At 71.3% G+C, this 26584-nt stretch carries 27 protein-coding genes, 5 tRNA genes and 1 riboswitch; of the genes, 17 read left to right on the top strand and 15 right to left on the bottom strand.

All coding sequences use genetic code 11. The features are described from left to right. Positions 1–243: 243 nt before the first annotated feature. The 4 genes from QC283_RS35765 to QC283_RS35750 are packed head-to-tail and all read right to left on the bottom strand — an operon-like array spanning position 244 to position 4186. Positions 244–1491, bottom strand: a complete 1248-nt coding sequence (locus QC283_RS35765) for an ABC transporter permease (protein WP_279565948.1) — start codon at positions 1489–1491, stop codon at positions 244–246. Beyond that, complete coding sequence (locus QC283_RS35760) at positions 1488–2171, bottom strand: ABC transporter ATP-binding protein (protein ID WP_279565947.1); 684 nt, start codon at positions 2169–2171, stop codon at positions 1488–1490. The genes QC283_RS35765 and QC283_RS35760 overlap by 4 nt, the downstream gene beginning before the upstream one ends. Further along, entirely contained in the window at positions 2168–3625 is a 1458-nt protein-coding gene (locus QC283_RS35755) for a peptidoglycan-binding protein (protein WP_279565946.1), read from the bottom strand. Before QC283_RS35755 ends, QC283_RS35760 begins: the two co-directional genes overlap by 4 nt. 60 nt (positions 3626–3685) lie before the next feature. Continuing rightward, positions 3686–4186: a hypothetical protein gene (locus tag QC283_RS35750; protein ID WP_279565945.1), complete on the bottom strand. Its 501-nt coding sequence runs from the start codon at positions 4184–4186 to the stop codon at positions 3686–3688. A 243-nt stretch (positions 4187–4429) separates the two neighbouring features. Here QC283_RS35750 and QC283_RS35745 point away from each other — a divergent pair, with 243 nt between their 5' ends. The 3 genes from QC283_RS35745 (at position 4430) to QC283_RS35735 (ending at position 6405) form a co-directional block, all read left to right on the top strand. After that, the gene (locus tag QC283_RS35745; protein WP_279565944.1) at positions 4430–4876 is read left to right on the top strand and encodes a hypothetical protein; all 447 of its coding nucleotides are present in this window, start codon (positions 4430–4432) and stop codon (positions 4874–4876) included. 154 nt (positions 4877–5030) lie between these two features. Then, positions 5031–5993, top strand: coding sequence for a hypothetical protein (locus tag QC283_RS35740; protein WP_279565943.1), 963 nt, complete (start codon positions 5031–5033; stop codon positions 5991–5993). 79 nt (positions 5994–6072) lie between these two features. After that, positions 6073–6405, top strand: coding sequence for a helix-turn-helix domain-containing protein (locus tag QC283_RS35735; protein ID WP_279565941.1), 333 nt, complete (start codon positions 6073–6075; stop codon positions 6403–6405). A gap of 118 nt (positions 6406–6523) precedes the next feature. Here the strand turns inward: QC283_RS35735 and QC283_RS35730 are convergent. The 4 genes from QC283_RS35730 to QC283_RS35715 all read right to left on the bottom strand — a co-directional run bounded on the left by QC283_RS35730 (position 6524) and on the right by QC283_RS35715 (position 8567). Then, a tRNA-Phe gene (locus QC283_RS35730) sits at positions 6524–6597 on the bottom strand. Between the two features lie 24 nt (positions 6598–6621). After that, positions 6622–6696 (bottom strand) — tRNA-Asp (locus tag QC283_RS35725). Between the two features lie 35 nt (positions 6697–6731). Beyond that, positions 6732–6804, bottom strand: a tRNA-Glu gene (locus tag QC283_RS35720). 80 nt (positions 6805–6884) lie between these two features. Continuing rightward, positions 6885–8567, bottom strand: a complete 1683-nt coding sequence (locus QC283_RS35715) for a metallophosphoesterase family protein (protein WP_279565940.1) — start codon at positions 8565–8567, stop codon at positions 6885–6887. A 143-nt stretch (positions 8568–8710) separates the two neighbouring features. Here QC283_RS35715 and QC283_RS35710 point away from each other — a divergent pair, with 143 nt between their 5' ends. From QC283_RS35710 to QC283_RS35690, 5 genes are all read left to right on the top strand, one after another. After that, the gene (locus QC283_RS35710; protein ID WP_279565939.1) at positions 8711–9061 is read left to right on the top strand and encodes a metallopeptidase family protein; all 351 of its coding nucleotides are present in this window, start codon (positions 8711–8713) and stop codon (positions 9059–9061) included. 164 nt (positions 9062–9225) lie between these two features. Next, on the top strand, positions 9226–9789 hold the full coding sequence (locus QC283_RS35705; RefSeq protein ID WP_279565938.1) for a hypothetical protein: 564 nt from the start codon (positions 9226–9228) through the stop codon (positions 9787–9789). 389 nt (positions 9790–10178) lie between these two features. Next, positions 10179–12449 (top strand): DEAD/DEAH box helicase, encoded by a 2271-nt coding sequence (locus QC283_RS35700; RefSeq protein ID WP_279565937.1) that lies wholly within the window; start codon positions 10179–10181, stop codon positions 12447–12449. Positions 12450–12610: 161 nt separating this feature from the next. Then, positions 12611–14146, top strand: a complete 1536-nt coding sequence (locus QC283_RS35695) for an amino acid permease (RefSeq protein WP_279565936.1) — start codon at positions 12611–12613, stop codon at positions 14144–14146. A 108-nt stretch (positions 14147–14254) separates the two neighbouring features. Then, positions 14255–14327: transfer RNA gene (locus QC283_RS35690), tRNA-Lys, on the top strand. Positions 14328–14407: 80 nt separating this feature from the next. Here QC283_RS35690 and QC283_RS35685 read toward each other — a convergent pair. The 5 genes from QC283_RS35685 to QC283_RS35665 all read right to left on the bottom strand — a co-directional run bounded on the left by QC283_RS35685 (position 14408) and on the right by QC283_RS35665 (position 17589). Continuing rightward, the gene (locus QC283_RS35685) at positions 14408–14806 is read right to left on the bottom strand and encodes a hypothetical protein (protein WP_279565935.1); all 399 of its coding nucleotides are present in this window, start codon (positions 14804–14806) and stop codon (positions 14408–14410) included. Between the two features lie 20 nt (positions 14807–14826). Beyond that, complete coding sequence (locus QC283_RS35680; protein WP_279565934.1) at positions 14827–15174, bottom strand: hypothetical protein; 348 nt, start codon at positions 15172–15174, stop codon at positions 14827–14829. 153 nt (positions 15175–15327) lie between these two features. Further along, complete coding sequence (locus QC283_RS35675) at positions 15328–16584, bottom strand: M20 family metallopeptidase (protein ID WP_279565933.1); 1257 nt, start codon at positions 16582–16584, stop codon at positions 15328–15330. A gap of 21 nt (positions 16585–16605) precedes the next feature. Then, a complete protein-coding gene (locus tag QC283_RS35670) occupies positions 16606–17262 on the bottom strand; it encodes a trimeric intracellular cation channel family protein (RefSeq protein WP_279565932.1) in 657 nt (218 codons plus the stop codon). 30 nt (positions 17263–17292) lie between these two features. Continuing rightward, positions 17293–17589 (bottom strand): GntR family transcriptional regulator, encoded by a 297-nt coding sequence (locus QC283_RS35665; RefSeq protein WP_279565931.1) that lies wholly within the window; start codon positions 17587–17589, stop codon positions 17293–17295. Between the two features lie 168 nt (positions 17590–17757). Here QC283_RS35665 and QC283_RS35660 point away from each other — a divergent pair, with 168 nt between their 5' ends. The 9 genes from QC283_RS35660 to QC283_RS35620 all read left to right on the top strand — a co-directional run bounded on the left by QC283_RS35660 (position 17758) and on the right by QC283_RS35620 (position 24240). Beyond that, a complete protein-coding gene (locus tag QC283_RS35660) occupies positions 17758–18078 on the top strand; it encodes a hypothetical protein (protein WP_279565930.1) in 321 nt (106 codons plus the stop codon). Next, positions 18078–18413 (top strand): hypothetical protein, encoded by a 336-nt coding sequence (locus QC283_RS35655; protein ID WP_279565929.1) that lies wholly within the window; start codon positions 18078–18080, stop codon positions 18411–18413. Before QC283_RS35660 ends, QC283_RS35655 begins: the two co-directional genes overlap by 1 nt. A gap of 79 nt (positions 18414–18492) precedes the next feature. Beyond that, positions 18493–18840 carry a DUF6247 family protein gene (locus QC283_RS35650; RefSeq protein WP_279565928.1) on the top strand — a complete coding sequence of 116 codons (348 nt, stop codon included), beginning with the start codon at positions 18493–18495 and terminating at the stop codon, positions 18838–18840. Next, positions 18837–19058 carry a hypothetical protein gene (locus QC283_RS35645; RefSeq protein WP_279565927.1) on the top strand — a complete coding sequence of 74 codons (222 nt, stop codon included), beginning with the start codon at positions 18837–18839 and terminating at the stop codon, positions 19056–19058. The genes QC283_RS35650 and QC283_RS35645 overlap by 4 nt, the downstream gene beginning before the upstream one ends. Continuing rightward, positions 19058–20188, top strand: a complete 1131-nt coding sequence (locus tag QC283_RS35640; protein WP_279565926.1) for a dihydrofolate reductase family protein — start codon at positions 19058–19060, stop codon at positions 20186–20188. The genes QC283_RS35645 and QC283_RS35640 overlap by 1 nt, the downstream gene beginning before the upstream one ends. A 67-nt stretch (positions 20189–20255) precedes the next feature. Further along, positions 20256–20329 (top strand) — tRNA-Met (locus QC283_RS35635). 194 nt (positions 20330–20523) lie between these two features. Further along, positions 20524–21732, top strand: coding sequence for a PP2C family protein-serine/threonine phosphatase (locus QC283_RS35630; RefSeq protein ID WP_279565925.1), 1209 nt, complete (start codon positions 20524–20526; stop codon positions 21730–21732). Positions 21733–21975: 243 nt separating this feature from the next. Then, positions 21976–22132: riboswitch (cyclic di-AMP (ydaO/yuaA leader) on the top strand. An 11-nt stretch (positions 22133–22143) separates the two neighbouring features. Continuing rightward, positions 22144–23178 (top strand): M23 family metallopeptidase, encoded by a 1035-nt coding sequence (locus QC283_RS35625; protein WP_279565924.1) that lies wholly within the window; start codon positions 22144–22146, stop codon positions 23176–23178. A 117-nt stretch (positions 23179–23295) separates the two neighbouring features. Continuing rightward, a complete protein-coding gene (locus tag QC283_RS35620) occupies positions 23296–24240 on the top strand; it encodes an aldo/keto reductase (protein ID WP_279565923.1) in 945 nt (314 codons plus the stop codon). A 22-nt stretch (positions 24241–24262) separates the two neighbouring features. On the opposite strand, the gene QC283_RS35615 is transcribed toward QC283_RS35620, so the two are convergent. Together QC283_RS35615 and trmB are read right to left on the bottom strand one after the other, a co-directional pair. After that, positions 24263–25642: a PrsW family intramembrane metalloprotease gene (locus tag QC283_RS35615; protein ID WP_279565922.1), complete on the bottom strand. Its 1380-nt coding sequence runs from the start codon at positions 25640–25642 to the stop codon at positions 24263–24265. 10 nt (positions 25643–25652) lie between these two features. Further along, positions 25653–26501, bottom strand: coding sequence for a tRNA (guanosine(46)-N7)-methyltransferase TrmB (gene trmB, locus QC283_RS35610; protein WP_279565921.1), 849 nt, complete (start codon positions 26499–26501; stop codon positions 25653–25655). Between the last annotated feature and the right edge of the window lie 83 nt (positions 26502–26584).

The raw sequence follows: 26584 nt of genomic DNA, 5'->3' as shown, positions 1-26584 counted from the left end.
CCTGGCGAACGCTTTTGCCGCCGCCGCGGCCGCGCGTGCGGGCCCGCCTACGCCCCCGTGTACAAGAAGGCCCGGAATGAACGGCGGAGTACCCGCTGACCTGGTCCGTTGCCCTGGGTCCGGCCATGGTCCGGTGTGGCCCGGTGTGGCCCGGGAGCGCCGGAAAGAGAAGCCGCGCCCCTGAAGGGGAGAACCCTCAGGGGTGCGGCCGGCGTTCCGGGTGGGCGCCGCAGGCCTCACCGGTCAGCGCCGGAGGGCCTCCACCGGCTGGATGCGCGAGGCCCGCCAGGCCGGATAGAGGCCGGCCAGCACGCCGGTGACCAGCCCGATCAGCGGGGCGGCGGCGACGGTCGCGGGGTGCACGACCGGCGTCCAGTCCCGGGCCAGAGCGACGGCGACCACCGTCACGGTGCCCAAGCTGGTGCCCACCAGGCCGCCGAGCGCGCCGAGGGCTCCGGACTCGGCCAGGAACTGGGCGGTGATGTGCCGGGCGCGGGCGCCCAGGGCGCGGCGCAGCCCGATCTCGCCGGTCCGCTCCAGTACGGCGACCAGGGTGGTGTTGGCGATGCCGACCGCGCCGATGACCAGGCAGATCCCGGCCAGCAGCAAGAAGAGCTGACTCAGGTCGGAGCCCACGGTCGAGCGCAGGGTCTTGGGGTCCGGGGGCGGGATGGCCTTGAAGTACTCGGGGTGGTCGGGGCGCAGCGCGGTGGCCGCCTCGGTGGCGACCTGCTGGGCGGCGCCCAGTTCGGTGGCGACCAGCATGCCGGACTCGGTGGGTCCGGGGGCGCCCCAGATCCGCTCGGCGGTGGTGCGCGGGACGACGACGGAGAGCAGCAGGTCGGCCTTGCGCTCCACATCGTCGACGATACCGACGACGGTGAACGCCTCTTCGCCGATGAACAGCGCGGGATGGGTCTCCAGGGTGGTGATGCCCAGCCGGTTCGCGGTTCCCGCGCCGATCAACGCGACCCGGCCGGCCCGGGCCATCCGCTCGTCGTACAGCCGCCCCTCGGCCAGGGTCGGCACGGCGGCCTCGAGGACGCCGGGCGAGGCTGCGACCACGTCGATCCGCTCGCCTCCGGCGTTGTCGCCGACGAGCGCGGAGCGGGTGGTGCTCGCCCGGTCGTCTCGTACGGTCCAGTAGACCCCTGCGGCCTTGACCCCGTTCACCCTGCGCATCCGGGCGTCGGCGTCCGCGGGGAAGGCGGGCCCGGTGAGCTGGTCGGGGTCGTCCACCGTCTCCTCGATCGTCACCTCGGTGGCGGTCAGCGCATTGAACCGGGCGTCGATCTGGGACGAGGTGGTCGCGGTCAGCCCGAGGATCGCCACGAACGTGCCGACGCCGAGCACCGTGCCGAGCGCGGTCAGCGCGGAGCGGGCGGGCCGCTGCAGCATCCCGGCCGTGGCCTCGGCGAGCAGGTCGCGGGGGGCGAAGGCGGAGGGTATGACGCCGACGGCGGCGCGTCGGCGACGGAAGCGCGGCTTCACGCGGTCACCCGCTGCTCACGCAGGACACCGTCGCGGATGGCCACGGTGCGGGCACCACGGGCGGCCACCTCCAGATCGTGCGTGATCAGCAAGATGGTCATCCCATCGGCGTGGAGTTCGTCCAGCAGCTCCAGGACCGCCTCGGCGTTGGCGGTGTCGAGGTTGCCGGTGGGCTCGTCGCACAGCAGCAGCGAGGGGCCGGCGGCCAGCGCCCGGGCGATGGCCACGCGTTGGCGCTCACCGCCCGAGAGGCGGGTGGGCAGCGAATCGATGCGGTGGCCGAGGCCCACGCGGACCAGGGCGTCGCGGGCGCGCGGGGCCCGCTCGGCGTGGGGGACGCCGTTGTAGACCATGGCCAGGGTGACGTTCTCCAGCGCCGAGCGGTGCGGCAGCAGATGAAAGGCCTGGAAGACGAAGCCGATGTGGCGACCGCGCAGCGCGGTTCGATCGGCGTCACGCAGCGCGCCGGTGTCGTAGCCGTCGAGGAGGTACGTGCCATGGGTGGGGGCGTCCAGTAGCCCGGCTATGTTGAGGAAGGTGGACTTGCCCGAGCCCGAAGGCCCGACGACGGTGACGAAATCCCCCGGCTCGACAAGCAGTTCACACGGCTTGAGAGCAAGCACGGGCGGCGGCCCCGGATAGGTGAGGCCGACCTGGCGGAACTCGATGACCGGCGTCACTGGCCCACCGCCGCCCTCTTCACACCCGTGATGACCTGCTCGCCCTTGTCCAGCCGGGCAGCGCCCACCGGCTCCACGGCGACGAAGCCGTCGCCCGCGGTACCCGTGCGCACCTCCACCCGGCGCTGCTCCTCGTCCGGCTGGAGCACCGTGACCGTGGTGCGGCCGTCGGCGCCCGCGGTCAGCGCGGTGATCGGCACGACCAGCGCCTTGCCGTCGGTACGGGCCGCCTCGATGGTCAGCCGCACATCCTGCCCGGCCAACTGGGCGTCCAGCGGCTTGTCCGGGTCGACCCGCAGCAGATAGCCGCTCTGCCCCGGCGCCGCCGGCACCTCACCCCCCGTCTCGCCCTCGCCGCGACCACCCCCGCCCCCGCCGCTGTCCGGCGCGGTCAGCGAATCGGCCAGCGAACCCACCTTCGCCTGCGCCTTGATGCCGGTGAGCTCTGAGTAGATCTGCACCCGCTGCCCCTTGCGCACCAGTCCCCGCTGATGCTCCGGCAGATAGGCCTGGACCGCGAGCTTCCCGCCGGACACCGTCAGCATCGTCCCGTCCACGGGCGCGCCCACCCGTCCCGGCACCGCATCCACCCGGGCGGGAAAGCCCTGCAGGTAGACCACTTCGCCGGCCGGCAGCCGGGGGCCCGACGCGGCCTGCGCGGCGGCCAGATCATCCCGCGTCTCGGCCAGATCGTCCCGCGCGTACTGCACCGCACGGTCCGCCCCCTCGCCCTCGGCGTCCTCGGCCTCCTCCAGGGCCCGCTCAGCCGCCGTCACCGCACCCTCGGCCGCCTCCAGCCCTTCCCCGTTGTCGTCCACGGCCGGCAGCGGGTCGTAACCTATCGCGGCGTAGAAGGAGGTGAGGGCGGCCTTCGTCCCTGCTCCGAAGGTCCCGGCGGTATCACCGCCCGTGCCGTGCCCCAGACCTCGCAGCGCCTCCTGCAACTGCTTCACGTCGTCGCCTTCGGCACCGGGCCTGAGGTCGCGGTAGACGGGTATCCGCCCGGGCAGGGCGAACACCGGCCGCCCGGAGACCTCGAGCAGCACCTGCCCGGCCTTCAGCCGATCGCCCTGCTTGACCGGCAACTTGGTCACGACGGGTGCGGCACCGTCCTCCCCGCCGGCCACCTGCGGCGCCACATCCACACTCTGTCCGGCGACGACCTGCCCGCGCACGATCACCGAAGACGTCAGCACCCGATGTTCCACCGGTGACGTCAACACCGACCGCTCCGGCGGCCTGGCGTCCGCCGCCGCCTGCGAAGGTGACTTGATCAGTGTGGAGGCCACCACCCCGGCCCCCGCGAGCAGCACCGCCCCACCCGCGACAGCGGCGATCCAGCGGCGCTTACGCGCGAGTCCGCCGGTGGGACTGCCGTCTGCGGCGGCAGTCTCCCCGACCTCCTGTGTCGTCTTTACGACGGGTTCGTCCCCAGCATCCGGTTGTGCGGTCACTTCGTCACATTTCCTTGTCGCACCCTGCAGGCCTGCTTCACGGTGTCCCAGCGGGGTCGGTCAGCCGCCGACGATGATGTCCTGGTCGTCGTTCTGGCCGGCACCGCACTTCTTCAGGGCCGCGACGAGGGCGTCGTTGTCGTCGTTCTCGGATCTGTCGTACGTGGTGAAACCCTCGGCCTTCATGCACGCGACGAAGGCCGGGTCCGCCTTCGCCGCCTCGCCTTCGTCCTCGGAAGTGTCCAGCGCGGGCAGGAGATCCGCACACTCACTCTCGGCCTTGGTCAGCACCGTCTTGCCCTCACCGGACTTGACCACACGGAGTTCGCCGTCGGGGGTGGTCTCGATCTTGACCCCGTTCTTCTCCAGGCACCCGTAGTAGTCACGTTCCGAGTCGCTCGCCGCCGAGGGCTCCCCCTTCGCCGCGGGCCTCGTGTCGGCATCGCTCCCGCTGCTCCCGCTGCCCGCGCCGTCCTCCTCGGCGCCGCCGCATCCTGCCAGGGCAGCGGCTGCCAGCAGTGCTGCGCACAGTGATCGCGTGACGCGCGGGGGGAACGGCATGAGCAACTCCGTTTTGCTGAAGGGAGGGGGCGTAGCTGCTCCGCGGCACGTCACGCCCAGCCGTCTTCCCCGGGGTCGTCCGCCGCAGAACGGGCCCAACGGCGACTGACCCCACCACGTGGTGAGAGCCGCCGTCTACTGGCCCGAGGGACAGTAGACGGCGTTTGGCTGACGATCTGTAATAGCGCGGCGAGTCGAACAGATGTACACGCAACAGCACCTCAGGAGCTAGGAGTTCTGCCCATGACCAACCTCATCCGCCGCGTGGCCACCGTCGCGCTGGCCGTCTCCGCCCTCGGCGGCCTCGGCCTGGCCACCGCCGGCACCGCGGCAGCCGAGCAGGTCGCCTACGACGGCTACCTGGACCCGGAGGAGATCGGCTTCTACTACAACTCGAACCAGGGCGGCTGCGTCTTCGACCTGTTCGACAAGGACCAGAACTTCAACAACGACAATTTCAGGTCCTACCCGAGCTCCGGCACGTGCAACGGCAAGGGACAGGTCGTCGGCAACAACACCGCCTCCTACAAGAACCGCAGTGGCGACGAATGGTACGTCCACACCGGCCCCAACAGCGGGGGCACGTACCACGGCTCCATTCCCGCCTATTACGTCGGTAACGCGAGCGCCAACTTCAAGAACAACATCGAGTCGGTCTGCTGGGTGGTCCAGTACTGCGCCCCCTACTAGACCGCACCGGGCGGCACACGCCCGAGCTGTCACCGTCCGCTGTCCCGCTTGCCGTTATCAAGCGGGACAGCGGTTCCCTCACGCTACCCGCACGACGACCGCGAGGATTCCCGCCATGGCTCTCCCAGCCCGACTCCTGGCTGCCACCTGTCTGATGAGCGCTGCCGCACTGACTCTCAGCGGCTGTGCGGGCGAGGAGGCCGCAGCCGACGGCGCGGGAAAGGAGCCGGCCATCGGCAGCATCGAGAAACTGAGCAGCACCGAAGGCCTGGAGTTCCCTATCGCGGCGTACGCGGTCACCCCCGATCAGCAGTATCAGGCGAAAAAGGCCCAGGATCGTCTGATCGAGCAATGCATGAAGCGCTTCGGCTTCGAATACGCCCTTCCCGCTCCGACACCTCCGAGCGGGGATGACTCGAGCTCACGGGTCTTCGGGCTGGCCGACGCGGAGGACGCCGCTCAGTTCGGCTACGCGAGCCCTCGCCGGGCAACCGACCCGGCACCCCCCAAAAGACAGTCGACAGCCTCTCTCAGCAGGACCGGCCAGACGGTGCTCAACGGGGTGGACCCCGTTGCCGAGGCCGCGGCGAAGGCGAAGGGCCAGGCAGCCGCGCCCACCGATGAACCCATGTCGCAGGCCGAGGCGGAGAAGGCGCCGGGCAGCGGCATCATCGTCAACGGCAAGGAAGTGCCCGTCGGCGGCTGTGGTCGCGAGTCGGCTCTGAAGCTGTACGCCCCGAACTCGGAAGCCATCGACATCCTCTTCGCCTTCAATCTGGGTGGTGAGGCCGAGTCCAGGGCGCTGGAGGACTCCAGGGTGCGGGAGGCCACGACCAAGTGGTCGCAGTGCATGGCTGATTCCGGCTTCACCACCTCCAGTCCCGACAGCGTCCAGTCGGACCTGGGCCTGGAACAGGGCGAGCTCTCCAGCCCCGAGGCCATCACCGTCGCCAAGGCGGACGTCGCCTGCAAGACGCAGGTCAACTACATCGGCATCCGCTACGCCGTGCAGAGCGCGTACGAGAAGTCTCTGGTGGAAGAGCACGCCGAGACCCTCGCCCTGTTCAAGGAGCAGACCCAGGACCGGCTCCGTCTCGCGGCACAACTCAACGGCTGATCAGATCAGTTACGATCCCGCACGTCAGAATCGCGCGGGCTCTGATCAGCCGTGCGGCCATTGAACCCGGGGGGGATTCATGTGTTCTGTTGATCAGGCGGACGGGGACTTCTTGCTGGACGGGGTCGGTGGTACCGCGGCAGCCGCGGACATACTCCTCCGTGCGCTCGCCCTCGATCCCCCTCTCACCGAGACCGAGGAGAGAGTCCTCGACCTGCTGCAGGGTGGGCCGACCAATGCGGAGGTCGCCACCCGCCTGGGTATCACGACCCGTACCGTGAAGTTCCATGTGGCGAACCTCCGGATGAAGCACTGCGGGCTCTCCCGCCTCCAGCTCTGCCTGCTGGCCACGTTGCGCCGGCTGGACCCTGTGGCGGCCGGGACCGCTGTGGGGCCGACCGCTCAGAAGTGAACAACGAGGTCCGCGGCGTGCGACTCTTCACCCGGAGCCGCACTTCCACAGGCCGGAAGAGACATTCCGTAATCACAAAGACGCCCCGGACGGCATGTCCGGGGCGTCTTCAGTGTTGTGGCTGGGGCCGGGGTCGAACCGGCGACCTATCGCTTTTCAGGCGATCGCTCGTACCAACTGAGCTACCCAGCCACGAGGTTTCACGTGAAACCTCAGCGGTCCTGACGGGATTTGAACCCGCGGCCTCCACCTTGACAGGGTGGCGAGCACTCCAAACTGCTCCACAGGACCAAGCTTCGTACGACAGTGTCGCACATTGTGCTGCGTGCCCCCAACGGGATTCGAACCCGTGCTACCGCCTTGAAAGGGCGGCGTCCTAGGCCGCTAGACGATGAGGGCTATCGGCCCGCCTGGGCGCTTCTCAGCGCGTCGGGGACGTGAGAAGCATATGGGATGGCGGGGGGTATCGCCAAAACGGTTTACGGAGGACTGGGGGACGGGCTGCTCGGGGTGGCCGTCGCGCCCGGGGGAGACGGGCCCCTACCGGTGGGCGAAGGGTCCGTACCGGCGGCGGAGGGACTCGTACCGGTGGGGGACGGGGTGGCGCCCGGCTGGTTCTCCTTGGGGAGATGACGGCTGACCTCCGCCGTCGTCAGGCCCAGACCGCCCAGCTTGATCTCGTCCCAGGCCTGGAGGCGCCGACTGTCCCGGTCGAAGTAGAGGATCGACGCCTGGATCGGGTCGGGGTACTTGCCCTCGACCGCGCGCAGGCCGCTGCCGCCGGTGGAGCCCTCGATGCGCAGGCGGGTGCCGTACTCCATGACCTCCATGTCCTGGCGGTGGACGTGACCGGCCAGCACCAGCGGCACCTCGCCGTCGACCTCGCGGGCCGCCGACGGCTCGTGGGCGATGGCGACGTCCACGGGCGTGCCGGCCGCGCTCTGGTCGCGCAGGGCGGAGGCCAGGCGGGCACCGGCCAGTTCCTGGGAGGCCTCGGCGCCGTCCGGCTTGGAGCGGTCGGGGGTGAACTGCGGGTCGCCGATGCCGGCGAAACGCAGACCCGCGACGGTCCGGGCCCGGCCGTCGTCCAGGACGTGCACGTTCTTCAGGCCCTTCAGGTACTCCTGGGTGACACGGGAGTCGTGGTTGCCACGGACCCAGACGTAGGGGGCCCCGAGGTCCTCGATGGGGTCGAGGAAGCCGTTCTCCGCGGCGGTGCCGTGGTCCATCGTGTCGCCGGAGTCCACGATCACGTTCACCTTGTACTGCTCCACCAGCGAGGCGATGATCTTCCAGCTCGCCGGGTTCAGGTGGATGTCCGACACGTGCAGGACGCGGAGCGTGGTCGGGTCGGGCTGGTAGGCGGGGAGCGTGGAGGTGACGTCGTAGAGCTTGGTGACGTTCGTGACCAGGCGTGCCAGTTCCTTCTGGTAGACGTCGAACTCGGTCACGATGCTGCGCGCGTCGCCCACGAGGGAGGGCGCGGAGGAGAGCAGGCCGGAGAACCTCGGCTCCAGGACGGAGTCGGGGTTCCACGTCGCGTAGGCGGTGCCGCCGGAGGCGACCAGGAGGGTGAGGGCGAGGCCGCCGGCCGCGAGGGCCCGCCGGGGGCGGCGGTAGACGGCGAGGCCGAGGGCGGTGGCGCCGGTGACGACGGCGACGCAGGAGCGGACGGCGAGGTCGAGCGTGCCGTGTTCGACGTCCTGGGCGACCTCGTCCTGGAGGCCGGACAGGCGTTCGGGGTGGTCGACGAGGGCCTGGGCGCGGTCGGGGTCGAGCTGGTCGACGTTGACGTCGAGACGGACCGGGGCGATGTGGCTGTCGAGCTGGAGGGCGCCCAGCGGAGAAATGTTGATCTTCGTGCCGCCGGAGACGGACGGGCGCAGGGTCATCGTCGTGTTCATGGGGCCGACGGGGGCGCGTACGTCGCCCACGACCAGCAGGCCCAGCCAGGCACCGAGCAGGACGACGGCGACGAGGCCGACGGCGCGGGTCCAGGGACGCGACCGGGGGGCGAGTCCGACCGCGGTGGAGGTCCGGCGAGGGCGAGGGCGTGGGCGGTGTCGGTGGCGGTAGCGGTGGATGAGGGCGCGCGGGGCGTTGCGGATGGGGTTCATCACCTCGGCCAGGACGTGCAGGGCTGCGGCGTGGACGCGGGCCATTGGTCCCGTATGCCCAAGGCCCGGGGCGGGTATGCGGGCGGCGGCCTCCGGCTGCCGTGCGGGGTGGGAGCGCGACGCGGACACGGTGAGGCGCCCGCGGGACGGCTGTGTCGTACTCCACGGTCGTACCCGACAATGGGCCTGTGCTGGAGATGACGCGCGAGGAGTTCGAGGAACTGGTCGCCGAGGCCCTGGACCGGATCCCGCCGGAGCTGACGCGGCTGATGGACAACGTCGCGGTGTTCGTCGAGGACGAACCGCCGGCGGACGATCCCGAGCTGCTCGGGTTGTACGAGGGGACGCCGCTGACGGAGCGCGGGGAGTGGTACGCGGGGGTGCTGCCGGACCGGATCACGATCTACCGGGGGCCGACGCTGCGGTTCTGCGAGTCGCGCGAGGACGTGGTGGCGGAGACCGAGGTGACGGTGGTCCACGAGATCGCGCACCACTTCGGCATCGACGACGCACGGCTGCACTCCCTCGGGTACGGGTGAGCCCCCTGGGCGCGGGCGACGCCTTCGGTCACGGATGACGCCGCCGCGGGCCCCGGAGTACGGCTGACGCGCTCGGGTCAAGGTCCGAGGCGCGCGGCGCGTGTCCTCTTGTGGGTGACGGGAGTTGGACACGGTGACTCCTTGACCCCCGGAGGTGGCCGCCCGTGCGCCCCTTGTACGTACCCGTCCGTCTGGCCGCCACGGCCGTGGCCGTCGCCGCTGCCGCCGGCTGCATGAGCGTCGGCGACGGCGTGTCCGGTGGGGGCGTCAAGCCGTCGCACTCCGCCGGGGAGCGGGGCGGCGACGTGCCCGGGGGCGGCCCAGCGGTGTCGGGCGGGACCGCCGGGCACGGCGCGGCGGCGGCCGACGAGAAGCGCGGACGCGGCAAGGGGAAGAAGGACAGGAAGGGCGAACGCGACCGCGAGGGCGAGGACGAGGAGGCCGGCGAGGGCGGGAAGGGGAAGGGCGCGTCCGCCTCGGCCACGCCGCCCGCGGCCCCGGCCGGGACGACGCCGGGGAAGGGCGGGGACGACGAGCCGGCGCCCACCCGTACGCCGCCCGCGGAGCCCACCCGGACGGTCGAACCGGAGCCGACGCCGCCCCCGGAACCGCCCGCCACTCCGACTCCGGAGCCGACGGAGGCGGAGCCGTCCTCGTCGGCGCACGAGCCTCCGGGGACGCAGCTGGCGCAGCGGGAACCGGCCCCCGAGGCCGGGGCGCCGGTATAGGACCGCCGGGTGCGGCGCGGCGCGGTGCGGTGCGGTGCGGTGCGGTGCGGTGCGGTGCGGTGAGGTGCGGTGAGGTGCGGAGGCGGGGGCCGAGGGCGGGTGTGGGTGCGGTGCGAGCGCGGTGCGGGGGCCGGTCGCGTCTGCGGCGGCATGGTCGAAAGCCCGGCTGACCTGGGCATGTGCTGTCCGGTTTGCCTTCGAGGGTGGGGGGTGCGTATGGTGGTAGATCGTTTGATCCCATTTGCCCGGCGCCACCGCAGAGCGCGCCGTGTGGCGCGTACTCTCCTTTGCCGTGGTGGACCGCATCGAGGCGGTCGTATTGCGAATCGCGATTCACGGAGTTGACGGGCGCGTGCCGACTGAGAGACTCCGGAAGGTTTCGCATTCGCATGTCCATCATCAGTACTGATCACGTCGTCGTGTCCGAGAACGACGACACCAACACCGACACCCCCGACATCGTCGAGACGGTCGAGGACGCCGGGACGGAGGCCGTCGAGGCCGTCGAGACCGCTCCCGAGGTCACCTTCGCCAGTCTCGGACTGCCCGAGGGCGTCGTGCGCAAGCTCGCGCAGAACGGCGTGACCAGCCCCTTCCCGATCCAGGCCGCGACCATCCCGGACGCCCTGGCCGGCAAGGACATCCTCGGCCGGGGCCGCACCGGCTCCGGCAAGACCCTCTCCTTCGGTCTGCCCACCCTGGCCACGCTGTCCGGCGGCCGCACCGAGAAGCACAAGCCGCGCGCCGTCATCCTGACGCCGACCCGTGAGCTGGCCATGCAGGTCGCGGACGCGCTGCAGCCGTACGGGGACGTCCTCGGGCTGAAGATGAAGGTCGTCTGTGGCGGCACCTCCATGGGCAACCAGATCTACGCCCTGGAGCGCGGCGTCGACGTGCTCGTCGCCACGCCGGGCCGGCTGCGCGACATCATCAAGCGCGGCGCCTGCTCCCTGGAGAACGTGCAGATCGCCGTTCTCGACGAGGCCGACCAGATGTCCGACCTGGGCTTCATGCCCGAGGTCACCGAGCTCCTCGACCAGGTGCCGGCGGGCGGTCAGCGGATGCTCTTCTCCGCGACCATGGAGAACGAGATCAAGACCCTCGTCGACCGGTACCTGAACAACCCGGTCAGCCACGAGGTCGACGCCGCCCAGGGCGCCGTGACGACCATGTCGCACCACATCATGGTCGTGAAGCCCAAGGACAAGGCGCCGGTCACCGCGGCCATCGCCTCCCGCAAGGGCCGCACCATCATCTTCGTCCGCACCCAGCTGGGCGCCGACCGCGTCGCCGAGCAGCTGTGCGACTCGGGTGTGAAGGCCGACGCGCTGCACGGCGGCATGACCCAGGGCGCGCGTACGCGCACGCTGGCCGACTTCAAGGACGGGTACGTCAACGTCCTGGTCGCCACCGACGTCGCCGCCCGCGGTATCCACGTGGACGGCATCGACCTGGTCCTGAACGTGGACCCGGCCGGCGACCACAAGGACTACCTGCACCGTGCGGGCCGTACGGCGCGCGCCGGCCGCACCGGCACGGTCGTCTCCCTCTCCCTGCCGCACCAGCGGCGTCAGATCTTCCGGCTGATGGAGGACGCGGGCGTCGACGCCACGCGCCACATCATCCAGGGCGGCGCGGCCTTCGAGCCGGAGGTCGCCGAGATCACCGGGGCCCGGTCGATGACCGAGGTCCAGGCCGAGTCCGCGGGCAACGCGGCGCAGCAGGCCGAGCGCGAGGTCGCCCAGCTCAACAAGGAGCTGGAGCGGGCCCAGCGGCGCGCGACCGAGCTGCGCGAGGAGGCCGACCGGCTGGTCGCCAGGGCCGCGCGGGAGCGCGGTGAGGACCCGGAGACGGCGCTGGCCGAGGTGGCCGCCGCCGCGTCCGAGGCGCCGGCCGAGGTCTCGCTGCCCGAGCAGCCGGGCGCGCGGGACGTGGAGAAGACCGAGCGGAGCGGCGGCAACGGCCGGGACCGTTACGCCGACCGCGACCGCTCCTACGACCGGGGCGACCGTGGCGGCGACCGTGGCGGGCGTTCGTTCGAGCGTCGTGACGACCGCGGTGGTGACCGTGGTGGCTTCCGCCGTGACGACCGTAACGACCGTGGCGGCGACCGTGGTGGCCGTTCCTTCGACCGCCGTGACGACCGTGGCGGGCGTTCGTTCGAGCGTCGTGACGACCGCGGTGGTGACCGTGGTGGCTTCCGTCGCGACGACCGTAACGACCGTGGCGGCGACCGTGGTGGCCGTTCCTTCGACCGCCGTGACGACCGTGGCGGGCGTTCCTTCGAGCGTCGTGACGACCGCGGTGGTGACCGTGGCGGCTTCCGTCGCGACGACCGTAACGACCGTGGCGGCGACCGCGGTGGCCGTTCCTTCGACCGCCGTGACGACCGCGGTGGTGACCGTGGCGGCTTCCGTCGCGACGACCGTAACGACCGTGGCGGCGACCGCGGTGGGCACCGCGGCAGTGACCGTCCGTTCAACCGTGACCGCCAGGGCGACCGTCCCGGCAGCGACCGTCCGTTCAACCGTGACCGCCAGGGCGACCGTCCCGGCTTCCGCTCCGGCGGTCACGACCGCCCGAACGGCCGTCGTGACGACCACCGAGGTTCCTCCTTCGGCCGCCGTGACGACAAGCCGCGCTGGAAGCGCAACGGCTGACGTCAGAACGTCAGAACGTCAGAACGTCAGAACGTCAGAACGTCTGAACAGAGCGCCGTGGCCTCCGCCCCCCGGGTGGAGGCCACGGCGCTTTTTCACCGGGCTGTTTTCGGTCACCGAGTGACGCATGTCACGCCCTCGGCAAGGGAATTGCTGGGGGCATGACAGATGACGCCAAGGCAAGTGGGCTGTCTGACGAGGAACGGCTGGCCCAGCTCGGCTACACCCAGGTTCTGGCCCGCCGCATGTCGGCGTTCTCCAACTACGCGGTCTCCTTCACCATCATCTCGGTCCTCTCCGGCTGCATGACCCTCTACCTGTTCGGCATGAACACGGGCGGCCCCGCCGTGATCACGTGGGGCTGGGTCGCGGTCGGCCTGATGACCCTCTTCGTGGGCCTGGCGATGGCCGAGATCTGCTCGGCGTACCCGACGTCGGCGGGCCTGTACTTCTGGGCGCACCGCCTCGCGCCGCCCCGTACGGCGGCCGCCTGGGCGTGGTTCACGGGCTGGTTCAACGTGCTGGGCCAGGTCGCGGTGACCGCCGGCATCGACTTCGGCGCGGCGTCCTTCCTGGGCGCCTACCTGAACCTCCAGTTCGACTTCGAGGTCACCCCCGGCCGCACGATCCTCCTCTTCGCCGCGATCCTCGTCCTCCACGGCCTGCTGAACACCTTCGGCGTCCGCATCGTCGGTCTCCTCAACAGCATCAGCGTCTGGTGGCACGTCGTCGGCGTCGCGGTCGTCGTCGGCGCGCTGACCTTCGCCCCCGACCAGCACCAGTCGGCGTCCTTCGTGTTCGGCGAGTTCGTCAACAACACCGGCTGGGGCAGCGGCGTGTACGTGGTCCTCATCGGTCTCCTGATGGCCCAGTACACGTTCACCGGGTACGACGCCTCCGCCCACATGACGGAGGAGACGCACGACGCGTCCACGGCCGGCCCCAAGGGCATCGTCCGCTCCATCTGGACCTCCTGGATCGCCGGCTTCGTCCTCCTCCTCGGCTTCACCTTCGCCATCCAGTCCTACGAGGGCGCCCTCACGTCCCCGACCGGCGCGCCGCCGGCCCAGATCCTGCTCGACGCGCTCGGCGCGACCGCGGGCAAGCTCCTCCTCCTCGTCATCATCGGGGCGCAGCTGTTCTGCGGGATGGCGTCGGTGACGGCCAACAGCCGCATGATCTACGCCTTCTCCCGCGACGGCGCGCTGCCCTACTCCCACATCTGGCACTCGGTGAACCCGCGCACCCGCACGCCGGTCGCGGCGGTCTGGCTGGCCGCACTGTCCGCCCTGGTCCTCGGCCTGCCCTACCTGATCAACGTCACGGCGTACGCGGCGGTGACGTCCATCGCCGTCATCGGCCTCTACATCGCCTACGTCATCCCGACGCTCCTGCGCGTCCGCAAGGGGGCCGCCTTCGAACGCGGGCCCTGGCACCTGGGCCGCTGGTCGCAGGTGGTGGGTGTGGTGGCGGTGACGTGGGTCGGCGTCATCACGGTCCTGTTCATGCTGCCCCAGGTCTCCCCGGTCACCTGGGAGACCTTCAACTACGCGCCGATCGCCGTCCTGGTCGTCCTCGGCTTCGCCGCGACCTGGTGGCTGGCCTCGGCCCGCCACTGGTTCCTCAACCCCGACCACGAACGCACCCGCGCCCGCACGGAGGCCCGCGTGAACGCCCCCGAGCCGGTGGATCCGTAGCCGCGCCGCCCACGGAGCCGACCCGACACGGCCGGGACCCCGATACCCGATCGGCGTCCCGCCCGCGTCGGGCTATGCTCGGTATGGCAACATCACGCAACACGCCCCGGGCCCTTAGCTCAATTGGCAGAGCAGTGGACTTTTAATCCATTGGTTGTGGGTTCGAGTCCCACAGGGCCTACGGAACAGCAGGCGGGCGATATGCCCTCTGGCCTGCTACGGCGTCCGGGCCGGCTCCGGCTGGCTCGGACGCCCGCTCAATCAGCCCCAGTCGCCGTTGATCCACGCGAGCAGACGGGCGCGCTTCTTGTAGGAGCAAGGAACGTAGGCAGGGCCGGATGTGACGTGCCCCTCGGACCCGCCCCGCAGGTCGTACCCGTAGTCGCTCGGGCCGTACTCGCCGTCGCGGCGACCGTCCATGTCGTCGGCCCAGTCGAGAAGACCGAGGTCGAGGTCGAGGTCGACGTCGATGTTCTCGAGGTACCGGCCGGGGTCGGCCGGCTCCACCGGAGTGCGATGACCGTTCGCCCCGGCGGTGAGCCGCCGGTCTTCGAGGCAGCCGTCGGAGCGCACGGGCTGCCCCAGCCACCACCCGGCCAGGAACACGGCGTACAGAGTGGTGACGGCGCCGACGCGGCGCACGGTTATCCAGGCAGGCACCCGGGGAGTGTCGCACGACGCTACTGCAGGCGGCCCTCCAACCACGCTCCGAGGCGGGGGCGTTCGCTCGTGTCGTTGGTGCAGGCGACGGCGTAGGTCGTGAACGTCAGGGACATACTGGAGCGGGCGTCGTCCTCAAGCGTGCCGTAGGTCGGGAACGCCGTCGCCGAAGGAGTGGGGGACGGGGCCGGGGGCGGCTCGACTGCCTGTTCTTCTTCGTGTTCTTCGGCGATCCGGTCGAGGGCAGCCTGATCGACGTGGCACTCGGGGGTGACGGGCTGCCCCAGGTACCAGCCCGCGACGAACACACCGTAGACCGCGGCGGCGGCGCCGAGGCGGCGCGGGGTGACCCAGCGGGGGGTGTTCACCGGCGGCCCTGTGCCGACGCGCGAGTGGCGTCGCGGAGGCCAACCCGGCGTACGTCGGGCGGTGTTGGGTTCATGCCGAAGCACCTTACCCGCAGGCGAGGGCCGTGCAGTGGGCGACGAAGTCCCGGATTTGTTGCCGGGCTCCTGTGCGTATCAGGCGCCGAGCCAGGCGAGGGCGGCCACCGTCACCGCGCTGATGCCGGTGTCCAGGGTCGGCTGGACGACGGGGGCGAAGGCGGCGCTGTGGTTGACCGGGATGTCCTGGGCGACGGTCCCCTTCTTCGCCGCCTCGGCATAGCGCTCGGGGTCGGTGCCGCCGATCATCCAGTACGTGAACGGCACCCCGAAAGCCTGGGGAATCTCGCTCATGTCCTCGCTGGCGGTCTGCAACTCGACGGTGTGGGCGTCGTCGCCGAAGTACGCGGCGAAGGCGTCCGCGACGCGCCGGGTCGGCTCCTCGTCGTTGACGGTGGGCGGGAAGGACGAGATCCGCTCGAATCCGGGCTCCTCGGGGGAGCGGGACGCCTCGCACTCGGCTTGGACGATCCGTTCGATCGCGTCCAGGACCTGGGTGCGCGTGGCGTCGTCGTAGGTGCGGACGTTGAGCTCGATGACGGCCCGGTCGGGGATGACGTTGGGGCCGCTGCCGGCGCGGATGCTGCCCACCGTCACCACGGCGGGGGTGGTGGCGGCCAGTTCCCGGGAGACGATGGTCTGCAGGCGTACGACGATCATGGCGGCGATCACCACGGGGTCGACCGAGGCCTGGGGCGCGGAACCGTGCGCGCCCCGCCCGTGCACGGTGACGCGCAGGCTGTCCGCGGCGGACAGGAAGGACCCGGGGCGGGTGCCGACGTAGCCGGCGGGGTAGGGCAGGACGTGCTGGGCGAGTACGACGTCGGGACGCGGCGCCTTCTCGATGAGACCGTCGGTGATCATGGCGTCGGCACCGTCGCCGTTCTCCTCCGAGGGCTGGAAGAGTGCCACGAAGGTGCCTCGCCAGGCGTCCCGGTGCTGGGCCATCAGGCGTGCGCCGCCGATCAGGCAGGTCACGTGCACGTCGTGGCCGCAGGCGTGCATGACGGGCTGCTCGCCGCCGTCCTCGTCGGTCACCGTGGCGGTGGAGGCGTACGGGAGGCCGGTCCGTTCGCGTACGGGGAGGGCGTCCATGTCCGCCCGGACCATGACGACCGGGCCGTCCCCGTTCGCGAGGACCCCGATCACGCCCGTGCCGCCGACGCCCTCGGTGACGTCGTAACCGGAGTCCCGCAGGGCGTCCGCCGCCTTCTTCGCCGTACGGTGCTCCCGCAGGCCGAGTTCGGGGTGCCGGTGCAGGTCCCGGTAGAGGTCCTCCAGGTCGGAACGGATGTCGTCCAGGCCGGACAGGACGGTCCGGGCGGTGTCGGTCATCGCAGCTCCATGTTTTCGAGACTACTCACGGCCCCGTTTTCGGCCACCGGACGAACGGGTCTCGGGTGGTTCGGGCGCGTGGAGGCGGAGGCGGAGGCCGACCACGCGGATCAGGAAGCAGACCGTCGCCGCTCCCAGCGCGGCCGGGAGACCGTAGAGGCCCGTCTCGACGGCGGCGACGGTGAGCGCCGCGCCCACCAATGCGGGGATGGCGTACAGATCGCTGCGCAGCACCGTCGGGATCCGGCGCACCAGCGTGTCGCGGATCGTTCCCCCGCCCACCGCGGTGACCACCCCCAGCAGCATCGCGGGCGCGACGCCCAGCCCGGCGTCCAGCGCCTTGGTCGCGCCGATGACCGCGAAGGTGCTGAGTCCGACCGCGTCGAGCACGGTGATGGCCGGTTCCAGCCGGCGCAGGTGCCTGCTGAGGGCGAAGGCGATCAGCCCACCGGCGGCGGCGAGCGTGTAGTACCGCCAGTCCAGGAGCGTGGCGGGCGGCAGCGAGTCGATGAGGACGTCGCGGATGAAGCCGCCGCCCAGTGCGGTGATCATCCCGAGCACGACCACACCGACCACGTCCAGCCGCGCGGCACGCACCGCCGTCAGCGCCCCGTTCAGCCCGAACGCGAACGTGCCGGTGAGATCCAGGGCGAGCAACGGCCCGGGTTCGGAGCTCATGCGGGGGCGGGTACCCCGCTGGTGGCGGCGTCAGCCGGTGGGTTTGTCCTCGTTGGCGGGAGCGTTCGAGGAGGGCTCCTTCGCGCTCACGAAGGTTCCCTTCACAGGGACGGTGATGAGCAATCCCTGATCGCGCAGTTCTCGGATGGCGCGGCGGACGGTGTTGACGGCCACGCCGTACTCCTCCGCGAGGTCGCGCTCGCCAGGAAGGCGTGCGCCGACTGGAAGCCGCCCCGCCTGAATCTGCTCGGTGATGCGGTGCACGACCTGTAGGTACACGTACACGTGACTCGCTGGGTCGGGCCGCCACTGACGCTCTTCAGCCATACCCGAACGCTAAAGCGGTGGCAAACACGCTGCCACGTACGGGTGCACCCGTCTGCTACCTATTGCGTCCGAGAGCTACCTAGTGCAACCTGCCTTGTGTCAACGCAAAGACCCCGGCGGCCTGGCAGGGCCCCGGGGCGTGGCCAACGCTTATCGAGGAGCGTCGACATGTACGACCTTATCCACCGCATCGCCTATTGGCTGGGCCTTCTCCTGGGCCCGGGCACCGGAACCCACCGTGCGGGCAGCGCCCCGCGCCCCCGCCCCGTACCCAGCGCCGCCCCCGCACTCCTTCCGCTCCACCACTCCCCGTACTGCCGTCACCTCCCCCTCGACGGTGCGGCCTCTCGCCTTGTCCGTCCCTACCTCACCGCCCACGAACAGGAACAGGACCGTCAGCGGCACCGCCGCCTCGCCCTCGTGCTCGCCGCCGACTTCGGCATCGACCTCGACGAGCACGTCGTCGGCGCGCGGAAGGCGGCCGCGTGATGGAGGTGTACACCGCGCTGCGGCTGCTGCCCTGGCTGTCGGCGGAAGGCAAGCCCTGCTTCCTCGCCCCCGGTGACGGAGACGGAATCGTCTCCCGCCTCGCCGACGAGACGGAGGCCCGGCAGCTCGCCGAAGGGCTGGACGTGCTCCGCTGCGCCCGCCGCCTGCTGCACGACCCCGTGTCTCCGAACGCCGAGGTCCGCTACACGGCGATCCGGCTGGCCGAGTGCCTCGCCGATGTACTGCGGGTCGCGGAGTCCCGCGGGCGACGCCTGCCCGTGAGGGACGGCGACACCGATGCCCCCGAGACGACAGCTCAGAGCACCCAGCAGTGAACAGCTCACCCGGTTTTCCGGGACGGACTATCGTCGTAGGCACGGTGCGCCGCAGGAGCACGAAGGAGTACGCCCGGTCATGACCGCACACGCCGCAAAGCCCACGCCGGTCGTTCCGCCCATGCCCGAGCGGAATCCCAAGGCGCTGCGTGCTGCCATCGCCCAGCACGCCCCCCAGCTCCTTCCGGATTTCGACGACCACTGGAAGTGGGCCGTCGCGGACGCGTACGACATCAGTACGGTGCCCGCGTTCATGGCCCGTTGGTGGGGCGAGTACGCGATTGCCAGGGACCCGAAGCTGGACGCGCACATGGCTGACCTGCATCACCGCGCGGCTGAGTCCACGGACCTGGCCGAGGCGAAGGCCCTTCTCGAAGAGGCCTCGCACATCCGGTACGAGGGCCAGCGCCTGGAGCCCGGCCAGTGACCGACGGCGGGTTCATGGGCCCGCCCTGGCAGATGGACTGGACGCTCAAGGCTCAGGCCGCCCGCGACGTACTGCCGGAGCGTGTACGGAAGATGGTCGACGCCGCGCGCGCCGAACTGGTCACTGCGAAGGACCCCTACTTCCGGGGAAGAGGTCTTCTGGCAGTGACCGAAGGTCACTGGCGACGACCGGTCCGCCCGGCCCACCGGAGTACCTGATGCCCCTCCCGTACGTCCTCCTCTCCGCCGCCGTCTCCCTCGACGGCTACCTGGACGACACCGGCCCCGAACGGCTCCTGCTCTCCTCGCCGGCCGACTTCGACCGGGTCGACGAGGTGCGGGCGTCCGTCGACGCGATCCTCGTCGGGGCCGGCACGATCCGGGCCGACAATCCGCGGCTGCTGGTGAACTCCGCCGAGCGGCGGGCCGCCCGGGTCGCGGCCGGGGAGGCGGAGTACCCGCTCAAGGTCACGGTCAGTGGCAGCGGTGAGCTGGACCCGGCGGCGCGGTTCTGGCACACGGGAGGGGAGAAGGTATTCCTCACCACGGACGACGGCGCTCGGCGCGCCCGCGCGCTGGGCATCGCCGCCGACCTCGTGCCACTGGGGCCCGAGCTCGACTGGCGGGCGGCGCTGGAGTACCTGCACGACCGGCGGGGTGTGCGGCGGCTCATGGTCGAGGGGGGCGGGAGGGTCCACAGCCAGTTGCTGCGAGAGGAACTCGCCGACGAGCTGCAGCTCGTCCTCGCGCCGGTGTTCGTGGGGGACCCGGACGCTCCCCGGCTGTTCGGGCCCGGTGGCTACCAGGGCGGTCGGCTGCGGCTGGTGGAGTCGCGGCGTATCGAGGACGTCGTGCTGATGAGGTACCGGCCCACCGCCCCCGGCACCGGGGCCCGCGTCTCCGCCGCCGACCGGCACTGGCTGGCGCTCGCCTGCGAGCTGGCGGAGCTGTGCCCGCCGTCCCGGACGGCGTTCAGCGTGGGGGCGGTCGTGGTCGCCGCCGACGGGACCGAGCTGGCGCGGGGGCACTCGCGGGAGGGGGACGACCCCGTCGTGCACGCCGAGGAGGCCGCGCTGGCCAAGGTCGACCCGCTCGATCCGCGGCTGACGGCCGCCACCGTGTACAGCAGCCTCGAGCCGTGCGCCCGCCGCGCCTCCCGGCCCGCGCCCTGCGCGCGGCTGATCCTCGACGCCGGGGTGCGCCGCGTGGTCACGGCCTGGCGGGAGCCGGACACCTTCGTGCCGGGGGCCGACGGCAGCGGGGTGCTCGCCGCGGAGGGCGCCGTGGTCGTCGTACTGCCCGAGTACGAGGAGCGGGCGAAGGCGCCGAACCACCATCTGTCGAGGTAGCGGGCGGGGCGGGGAGATACGGATGTGCATTCCACCTCCGGGGTGGGGTACAGTAAAGACACAACGACGCGGGGTGGAGCAGCTCGGTAGCTCGCTGGGCTCATAACCCAGAGGTCGCAGGTTCAAATCCTGTCCCCGCTACTCAAGGCCGAAGGCCGGAATCCTTAGGGATTCCGGCCTTCGGTGTGTTCGCGACGTTGTCGTCCGTCGTCCGTCGTCCGTCCCACCGTCGTCACCCGTTCGGCCCTCACCGCTCGCCCCCCGCCCCCGCTCCGGGGAATCTGGAGGACGGGACGGCAAGCGGCGCGGACGTGCGGGGTGGCGGGAGACGAGTGGTGCGGCCAGGTGACGTGCAGGACGGCGAGGGAGCGTACGCCAGGGCCGGCGGCCGGCTCCCCGGCGACCCTGTGCCCGACCCGGGCCTCGGCGACCGTCCGCAGCCGGTACCGGCGGCCGCCGGTCCGACGCGGCGGTGGCGGTCCTCGTACGGGCGGACCTTCGTGCGCCTGCTCCCCGTGCTGCTGATCATCGTCGCCATCCTGTACGACCTCTTCACCCCGAGGTACTTCACCGCCGGCCCCCTCTACACGGCCGCGCCCCTGGTCGCCGCCCCCATCTACTCACGGCGCGGCACGGCGCTCACCGGTGTCGCCGTGGTCGCCGCCGTCATCGGGCTGCAACTGGGCAAGGGCGTCATCCACTTCGTCGACTCCCTCACCGAACTGATCACCATCGCGACGGTCGCCGTGCTCGCCGTCCTCGTCAACGCCTTCGTCCGCCGCACCGGCGAGCGACTCGTCTCCGTCCGCGAGATCGCCGAGGCCGCCCAGCGAGCCGTGCTGCCCGAACCGGCCGAGCGGATCGGCGGATTCGAGATCGCCGCCTGCTACGAGGCCGCGCAGGCCGACGCCTTCATCGGCGGCGACCTGTACGCGGTGCAGGACAGCGCGCGCGGCATCCGGCTCATCGTGGGTGACGTGCGCGGCAAGGGCATGGGCGCGGTGGCCGCCGTCGCCGTGGTGATCGGCGCCTTCCGGGAAGCCGCCGAGCAGGAGGCGACGCTGGAGGCCGTGGCGCAGCGGCTGGAGCGGGCGCTGGCCCGCGAGGGCACCCGGCGGGAGGGGCTGGACGCCTTCGAGGGGTTCACCACCGCCGTACTCGCCGAACTCCCGCACGGCGACGGGGTCGTCCGCATCGTCAACCGCGGCCACCCACCGCCCCTGCTGCTGTACGCCGACGGCACCCTGCGCCCGCTGACCGCCCGGGAGGCGGCGCTGCCGCTCGGCATGGGCGAACTGGGGGTGTGGCCCGACCGCGCGGAGGAGGCGCCGTTCCCCGCCGGAGCCACGCTGTTGCTGTACACCGACGGGGTGTCGGAAGCCCGCGACGGCCGGGGCGAGTTCTACGACCCGCACGCGCGGCTGGCCGGCCGCGTCTTCCGTCATCCGGAGGAACTGCTCGGCACCCTCGCCGACGACGTGCGCAGGCACTCCGGGGGCGGCATGGCGGACGACATGGCGCTGCTCGCCGTACGACGACCTTGATCAACATCACCTGACGTGACCGGCCGACCCCCCTCCGCATAACAACTGACACACCATCAGAAAGTCGTGGCGTGAAAGGGAATACCGAAGCGGGGTCAACTCGCCCGGTTTTCACCGGTCGTGAGGCGTACGTCCCGGCCGGATTCGTTAATGATCAAGAGGAACCGCTTGGAATCCGGGCCTCGCGTCTATTAACGTTCGATAACGCAGCGCGGTCGTCCCAGCCGTCACAGAAGGCGGCTCCGTGCGCACGCGCCGAATCCCGCAAGGGAACCGGGGAACCACCACATTGGGGTGAATCGGGCGTATGACGCCGTGGAGACACGGCGATATACGCGCGTAGGAGACCTTCCTGCTCCGAACCCGTCAGCTAACCCGGTAGGCGATAAGGAAGGAAAGGAGTACGCCCACGTGGCGTCCAACCGGCCTGCCCCCGAGGCCCCGTTCGTGCCGAACCAGCACGACACCGACACCTTCGGCTACGACGGCTACCGCGCCGAAGAGGGCCCCTGGGAGGAATGGAATCCCACCGCGGAGTCCATCCGACCCGTACGGGGCAAGCACCGCGTCGCCAAGCAGCGCGGCGGACTCGCCCGCAGCTCCACCGTCCTCGGCGTCGGTGTCATAGCGGCCGTCGGCGCGGGCGGCATGGCCAGCGCGCAGACCGGCAAGCCGCCGGTGTCGATCTCCATGCCGGACCTGCCGAACGTCGGCTCGCTCATCTCCGACGACGAGGAGCCGGAGCCCAAGGGTTCCGCCACCCCGCTCAGCAGCATCGTCACGGTCGCCGCCGACACCCCCACGGAGAGCGCCACCGACGCCGGTGAGACGCTGCGGGCCCGGATCATGGCGCAGGCCGAGCAGCAGCAGGCCCAGGTCGAGACCAAGGCCGCCGCCGAAGCCGCCGCCGCCGCCGAGAAGAAGGCCGCGGAAGCCGCCGCCAAGGCGGAGAAGGAGGCCGAGGCCAAGGCCGCCGCCGCCAAGAAGAAGGCGGAGGAGGAGGCCGCGAAGAAGGCCGAGGCCGAGCGGCTCGCGAAGCTGGCCAAGCAGTACACGCTGCCGACCTCCTCGTACACCATCTCCTCCAGCTTCGGCCAGGCCGGCGCCTACTGGTCCTCCGGCTACCACACGGGCCTCGACTTCGCCGCCCCCACGGGCACGCTGCTCAAGGCGGTCCACAGCGGCACCATCACGTCGGCCGGGTACGAAGGGTCGTACGGCTACAAGACCGTGCTCACCCTCGACGACGGCACCGAGATCTGGTACGCCCACCAGTCCTCCATCAACGTCAGCGTCGGCCAGAAGGTCACCACGGGTGACGTCATCGGCCGCGTCGGCGCCACCGGCAACGTCACCGGCGCCCACCTCCACATGGAGGTGCACACCAGCGACGGCGGCGGCATCGACCCGATGGCCTGGCTGCAGAGCAAGGGCCTCACCCCCTGAGTCCCGCTTGTCCCCGGCGGTCCTGACGACGACCCCCCGACGTCAGGGCTGCCGGTTTGCGCGATCTTTGCGCCGATACCGGAATCACCGGGTCCGCCGCGCTCGTTGACGCAGGACATGACTTCTCTGCGCAAGCTCGGCTCCTCCGACCTGGAGGTCTTCCCCCTCGCCCTCGGCGGCAACGTCTTCGGCTGGACCGCCGACCAGGACACCTCCTTCGCCGTCCTCGACGCCTACACGGCGGCCGGCGGAAACTTCCTCGACACCGCCGACTCCTACTCCGCGTGGGTCGACGGCAACAGCGGCGGCGAGTCCGAGACCGTCATCGGCAAGTGGCTCGCCTCCCGCGGCAACCGCGGCGACGTCGTCCTCGCCACCAAGGTCAGCCAGCACCCCGAGTACCCGGGCCTGAGCGCCGCGAACATCAAGGCCGCCGCCGACGCCTCGCTGCGCCGCCTGGGCACCGACCACATCGACCTCTACTACACCCACTTCGACAAGCCCGAGGTGCCGGTGGAGGAGATCATCGGCGCGCTCGACGAGCTGGTGAAGGCGGGCAAGGTCCGGCACATCGCCGCCTCCAACATCTCCGCCGAGCGGCTCGAGGCCTCCCTCGCCTTCTCCGACCGCGAGGGCCTCGCCCGGTACGTGGCCCTCCAGCCCCACTACAACCTGGTCTCGCGCGACACGTACGAGGGTGAACCGCGCGACCTCGCGGAGCGGGCGGGCCTGGCCGCCGTGCCGTACTACTCCCTCGCGTCCGGCTTCCTCACGGGCAAGTACCGCACCGGTGCGACGGTCGACAGCCCGCGGGCCGGCGGTGCCGCCAAGCACCTGGAGACCGAGCGCGGCCGGCGGGTCCTCGCGGCCCTGGACGAGATCGCCGAGGCGCACGACGCCCCCGTGGCCACCGTCGCCCTGGCCTGGCTGGCCGCGCAGCCGACGGTGACCGCGCCGATCGCGTCCGCGCGCACGGTGGAGCAGCTGCCGGCGCTGCTGGGGGTGGCGGAGCTGAGCCTGACGGAGGACGAGATCGGAAGGCTGACACAGGCGTCGGCCTGATCCCGCCCCCTACCTGCGGCCGTCACGGCCGCCGGTAGGGGTCGGGCGGGGAGCCGGGGGAAAAGTACGGGGAGTACTGGCTGTACGGGGCGTGCGGGCTGTACGGGGCGTGCGGGGTGTGTGGGGCGTACTGGCCGTACGGCCGGTACGGGTGAGCCCAGGGCGGTACGGCCACCGGTGTGGGCGGTGCGGGCGGTGCGGTGGCCCGGGACGCGTAGTCCAGGGCCGGGCGTGCCACGTCGCGCCGGTGCCACAGGGCGTCCAGCAGTTCCCGCTCCCGTACGGCGAAGTCGGCGCCCGCCCCGCCCCGGCGTCCGCGCTGCCGCAGGAACGCCAGTGAGGTCGCGTACGCCTCGTACTGCGCCACCGCCCGCGCCGCCTCCTTCCCGGCGTGCCGGTGTGCGTGCTGCCGGGCGATGCGGCGGGCGCGCATCGAGCCGAGCGCGTGCGGCGCGGCCGGTGCCAGCCAGCCGGCCATGACGTACACGGGCAGTTCGGCCCGTACGGTGCCCAGTTCGCGCTGCCGCGTCCAGATCGCCAGCCAGGTCAGCAGGCCGAAGGAGGGCGCCATGAACGTCGCGTACACGGCGAGGAAGCCGTACTCGCCGAACGAGGCCGAACCGTTCCACAGCGCGTGCGTGCCCATCGCGAGCAGCAGGCCGCACAGGGGGAGCAGAGCGCGGCGCAGGCGGTGACGGCCCGCGGAGAGCGCGGCGATGCCGAAGCCGATGCCGGTGAGCACGGTGAAGAGCGGGTGGGCGAACGGCGACATGACGATGCGGACGAAGAAGGTCGCCGCGGTGACGGACGCGAGTCCGCTGTCGCCGGTGAGCTGGTCGGTGCCGAAGGCGTTGCCCAGGTAGAGGATGTTCTCGGTGAAGGCGAAGCCGGTGGCGGTGACACCGGCGACGACCACGCCGTCGACGATGCCGGTGAAGTGGCGCCTGCGGAAGAGGAAGACCAGCAGGACGGCGGCGGCCTTGGCCGACTCCTCGACGACCGGGGCTATGACCGTGGCGCCCAGGGTGTCGGCGCCGGCCGGGTCGGCGGTCGCCGTCGCTATCCATCTCGTCGCGAAGCTGTTCGCGACGATCGCCATCAGCGCCGCCGCGCAGGCGCCCCAGGCGAAGCAGAACAGCAGGTTGCGCCAGGGCCCGGGTTCGACCCGGTCCAGCCAGCGGAACGCGGCCAGGAGCAGCGGCACGGGCGGCACCGCGAGCCCGAGCCCCACCAGGAACCCCCGCGTGCCGGTCTGTTCGCGCACCAGGGCCAGGATCACCAGGCCGGCCAGCGCGAGCAGCGCGATGAGTGCGCCGTGACGGACCCAGGAGTGCTGCCACCAGTGCGGACGCGTATGAGAACGCGCCGGCGGACGCCTCGGATACGGGGGACAGGTGGCCACGGCATGGACCCTAACCGGTGGGGGGCAGCTCCTTGGGCTGATCGCCGTGCGGTACGCGGCGGAAGAGCAGGTCGTTCACCACATGACCCTTGTCCAGTCCCTGACCCTCGAAACGGGTCAGCGGCCGGTGGGCGGGACGCGGCGCGAAGCCACCGTCCGCCACGGTGTTCTCGAAGTCGGGGTGCGCGGTGAGGACCTCGAGCATCTGCTCCGCGTACGGCTCCCAGTCGGTGGCACAGTGCACGACCGCCCCCGGCGCGAGCCGGGTCGCGGCCAGGTCCAGGAACTCCGGCTGGATCAGACGGCGTTTGTGGTGCCGCGTCTTGGGCCAGGGGTCGGGGAAGTAGACGCGCAGCCCGGCGAGGGAGTCGGGGGCGAGCATCTCGCGCAGAAGGATGATCGCGTCGCCGTTGGCCACCCGGATGTTGGGCAGCTCGTTCTGTTCCGCGAGACCGAGCAGGTTGCCCTGGCCGGGGGTGTGGACGTCCACGGCGAGGATGTTGGTGTCCTGGTCGGCGGCGGCCATCTGGGCGGTGGCCTCGCCCATGCCGAAGCCGATCTCCAGGACGACGGGACGGGCGTTGCCGAACAGCTCGCCGAGGTCGATGACCCGCTGCCCGTCGATGTCCAGACCCCACACGGGCCACAGCCGCTGCAACGCGTCCGCCTGCCCGGCGGTCACCCGGCTGCGCCGGGGCTGGAAGCTCCGGATCCGCCGCTCGAAGTGCGACCCGGCGGGATCGGCCTTCGGCCCGTCGGGGAACCGGGGCTCACCCTTGTCACGGGTATGCCGAACGGGGACACCGGTGTGCGGCGCGGCGGGCTGGGCGGCTTCGGGAGCACGGTGGAAGTCAGACACAATGCCTCAATTTTACGACCCCGACCGCCCCCCAGCTGCGGGCAGTCGTGCCTTCCCCAGTGCCTGAACGGCCTGGGAGGTAC

Source organism: Streptomyces sp. DH41 (assembly GCF_029813785.1).
Lineage (GTDB): Bacteria > Actinomycetota > Actinomycetes > Streptomycetales > Streptomycetaceae > Streptomyces.
The sequence above is the reverse complement of the archived record's forward strand: the minus strand, read 5'-3'. Positions and strand labels throughout refer to the sequence as shown.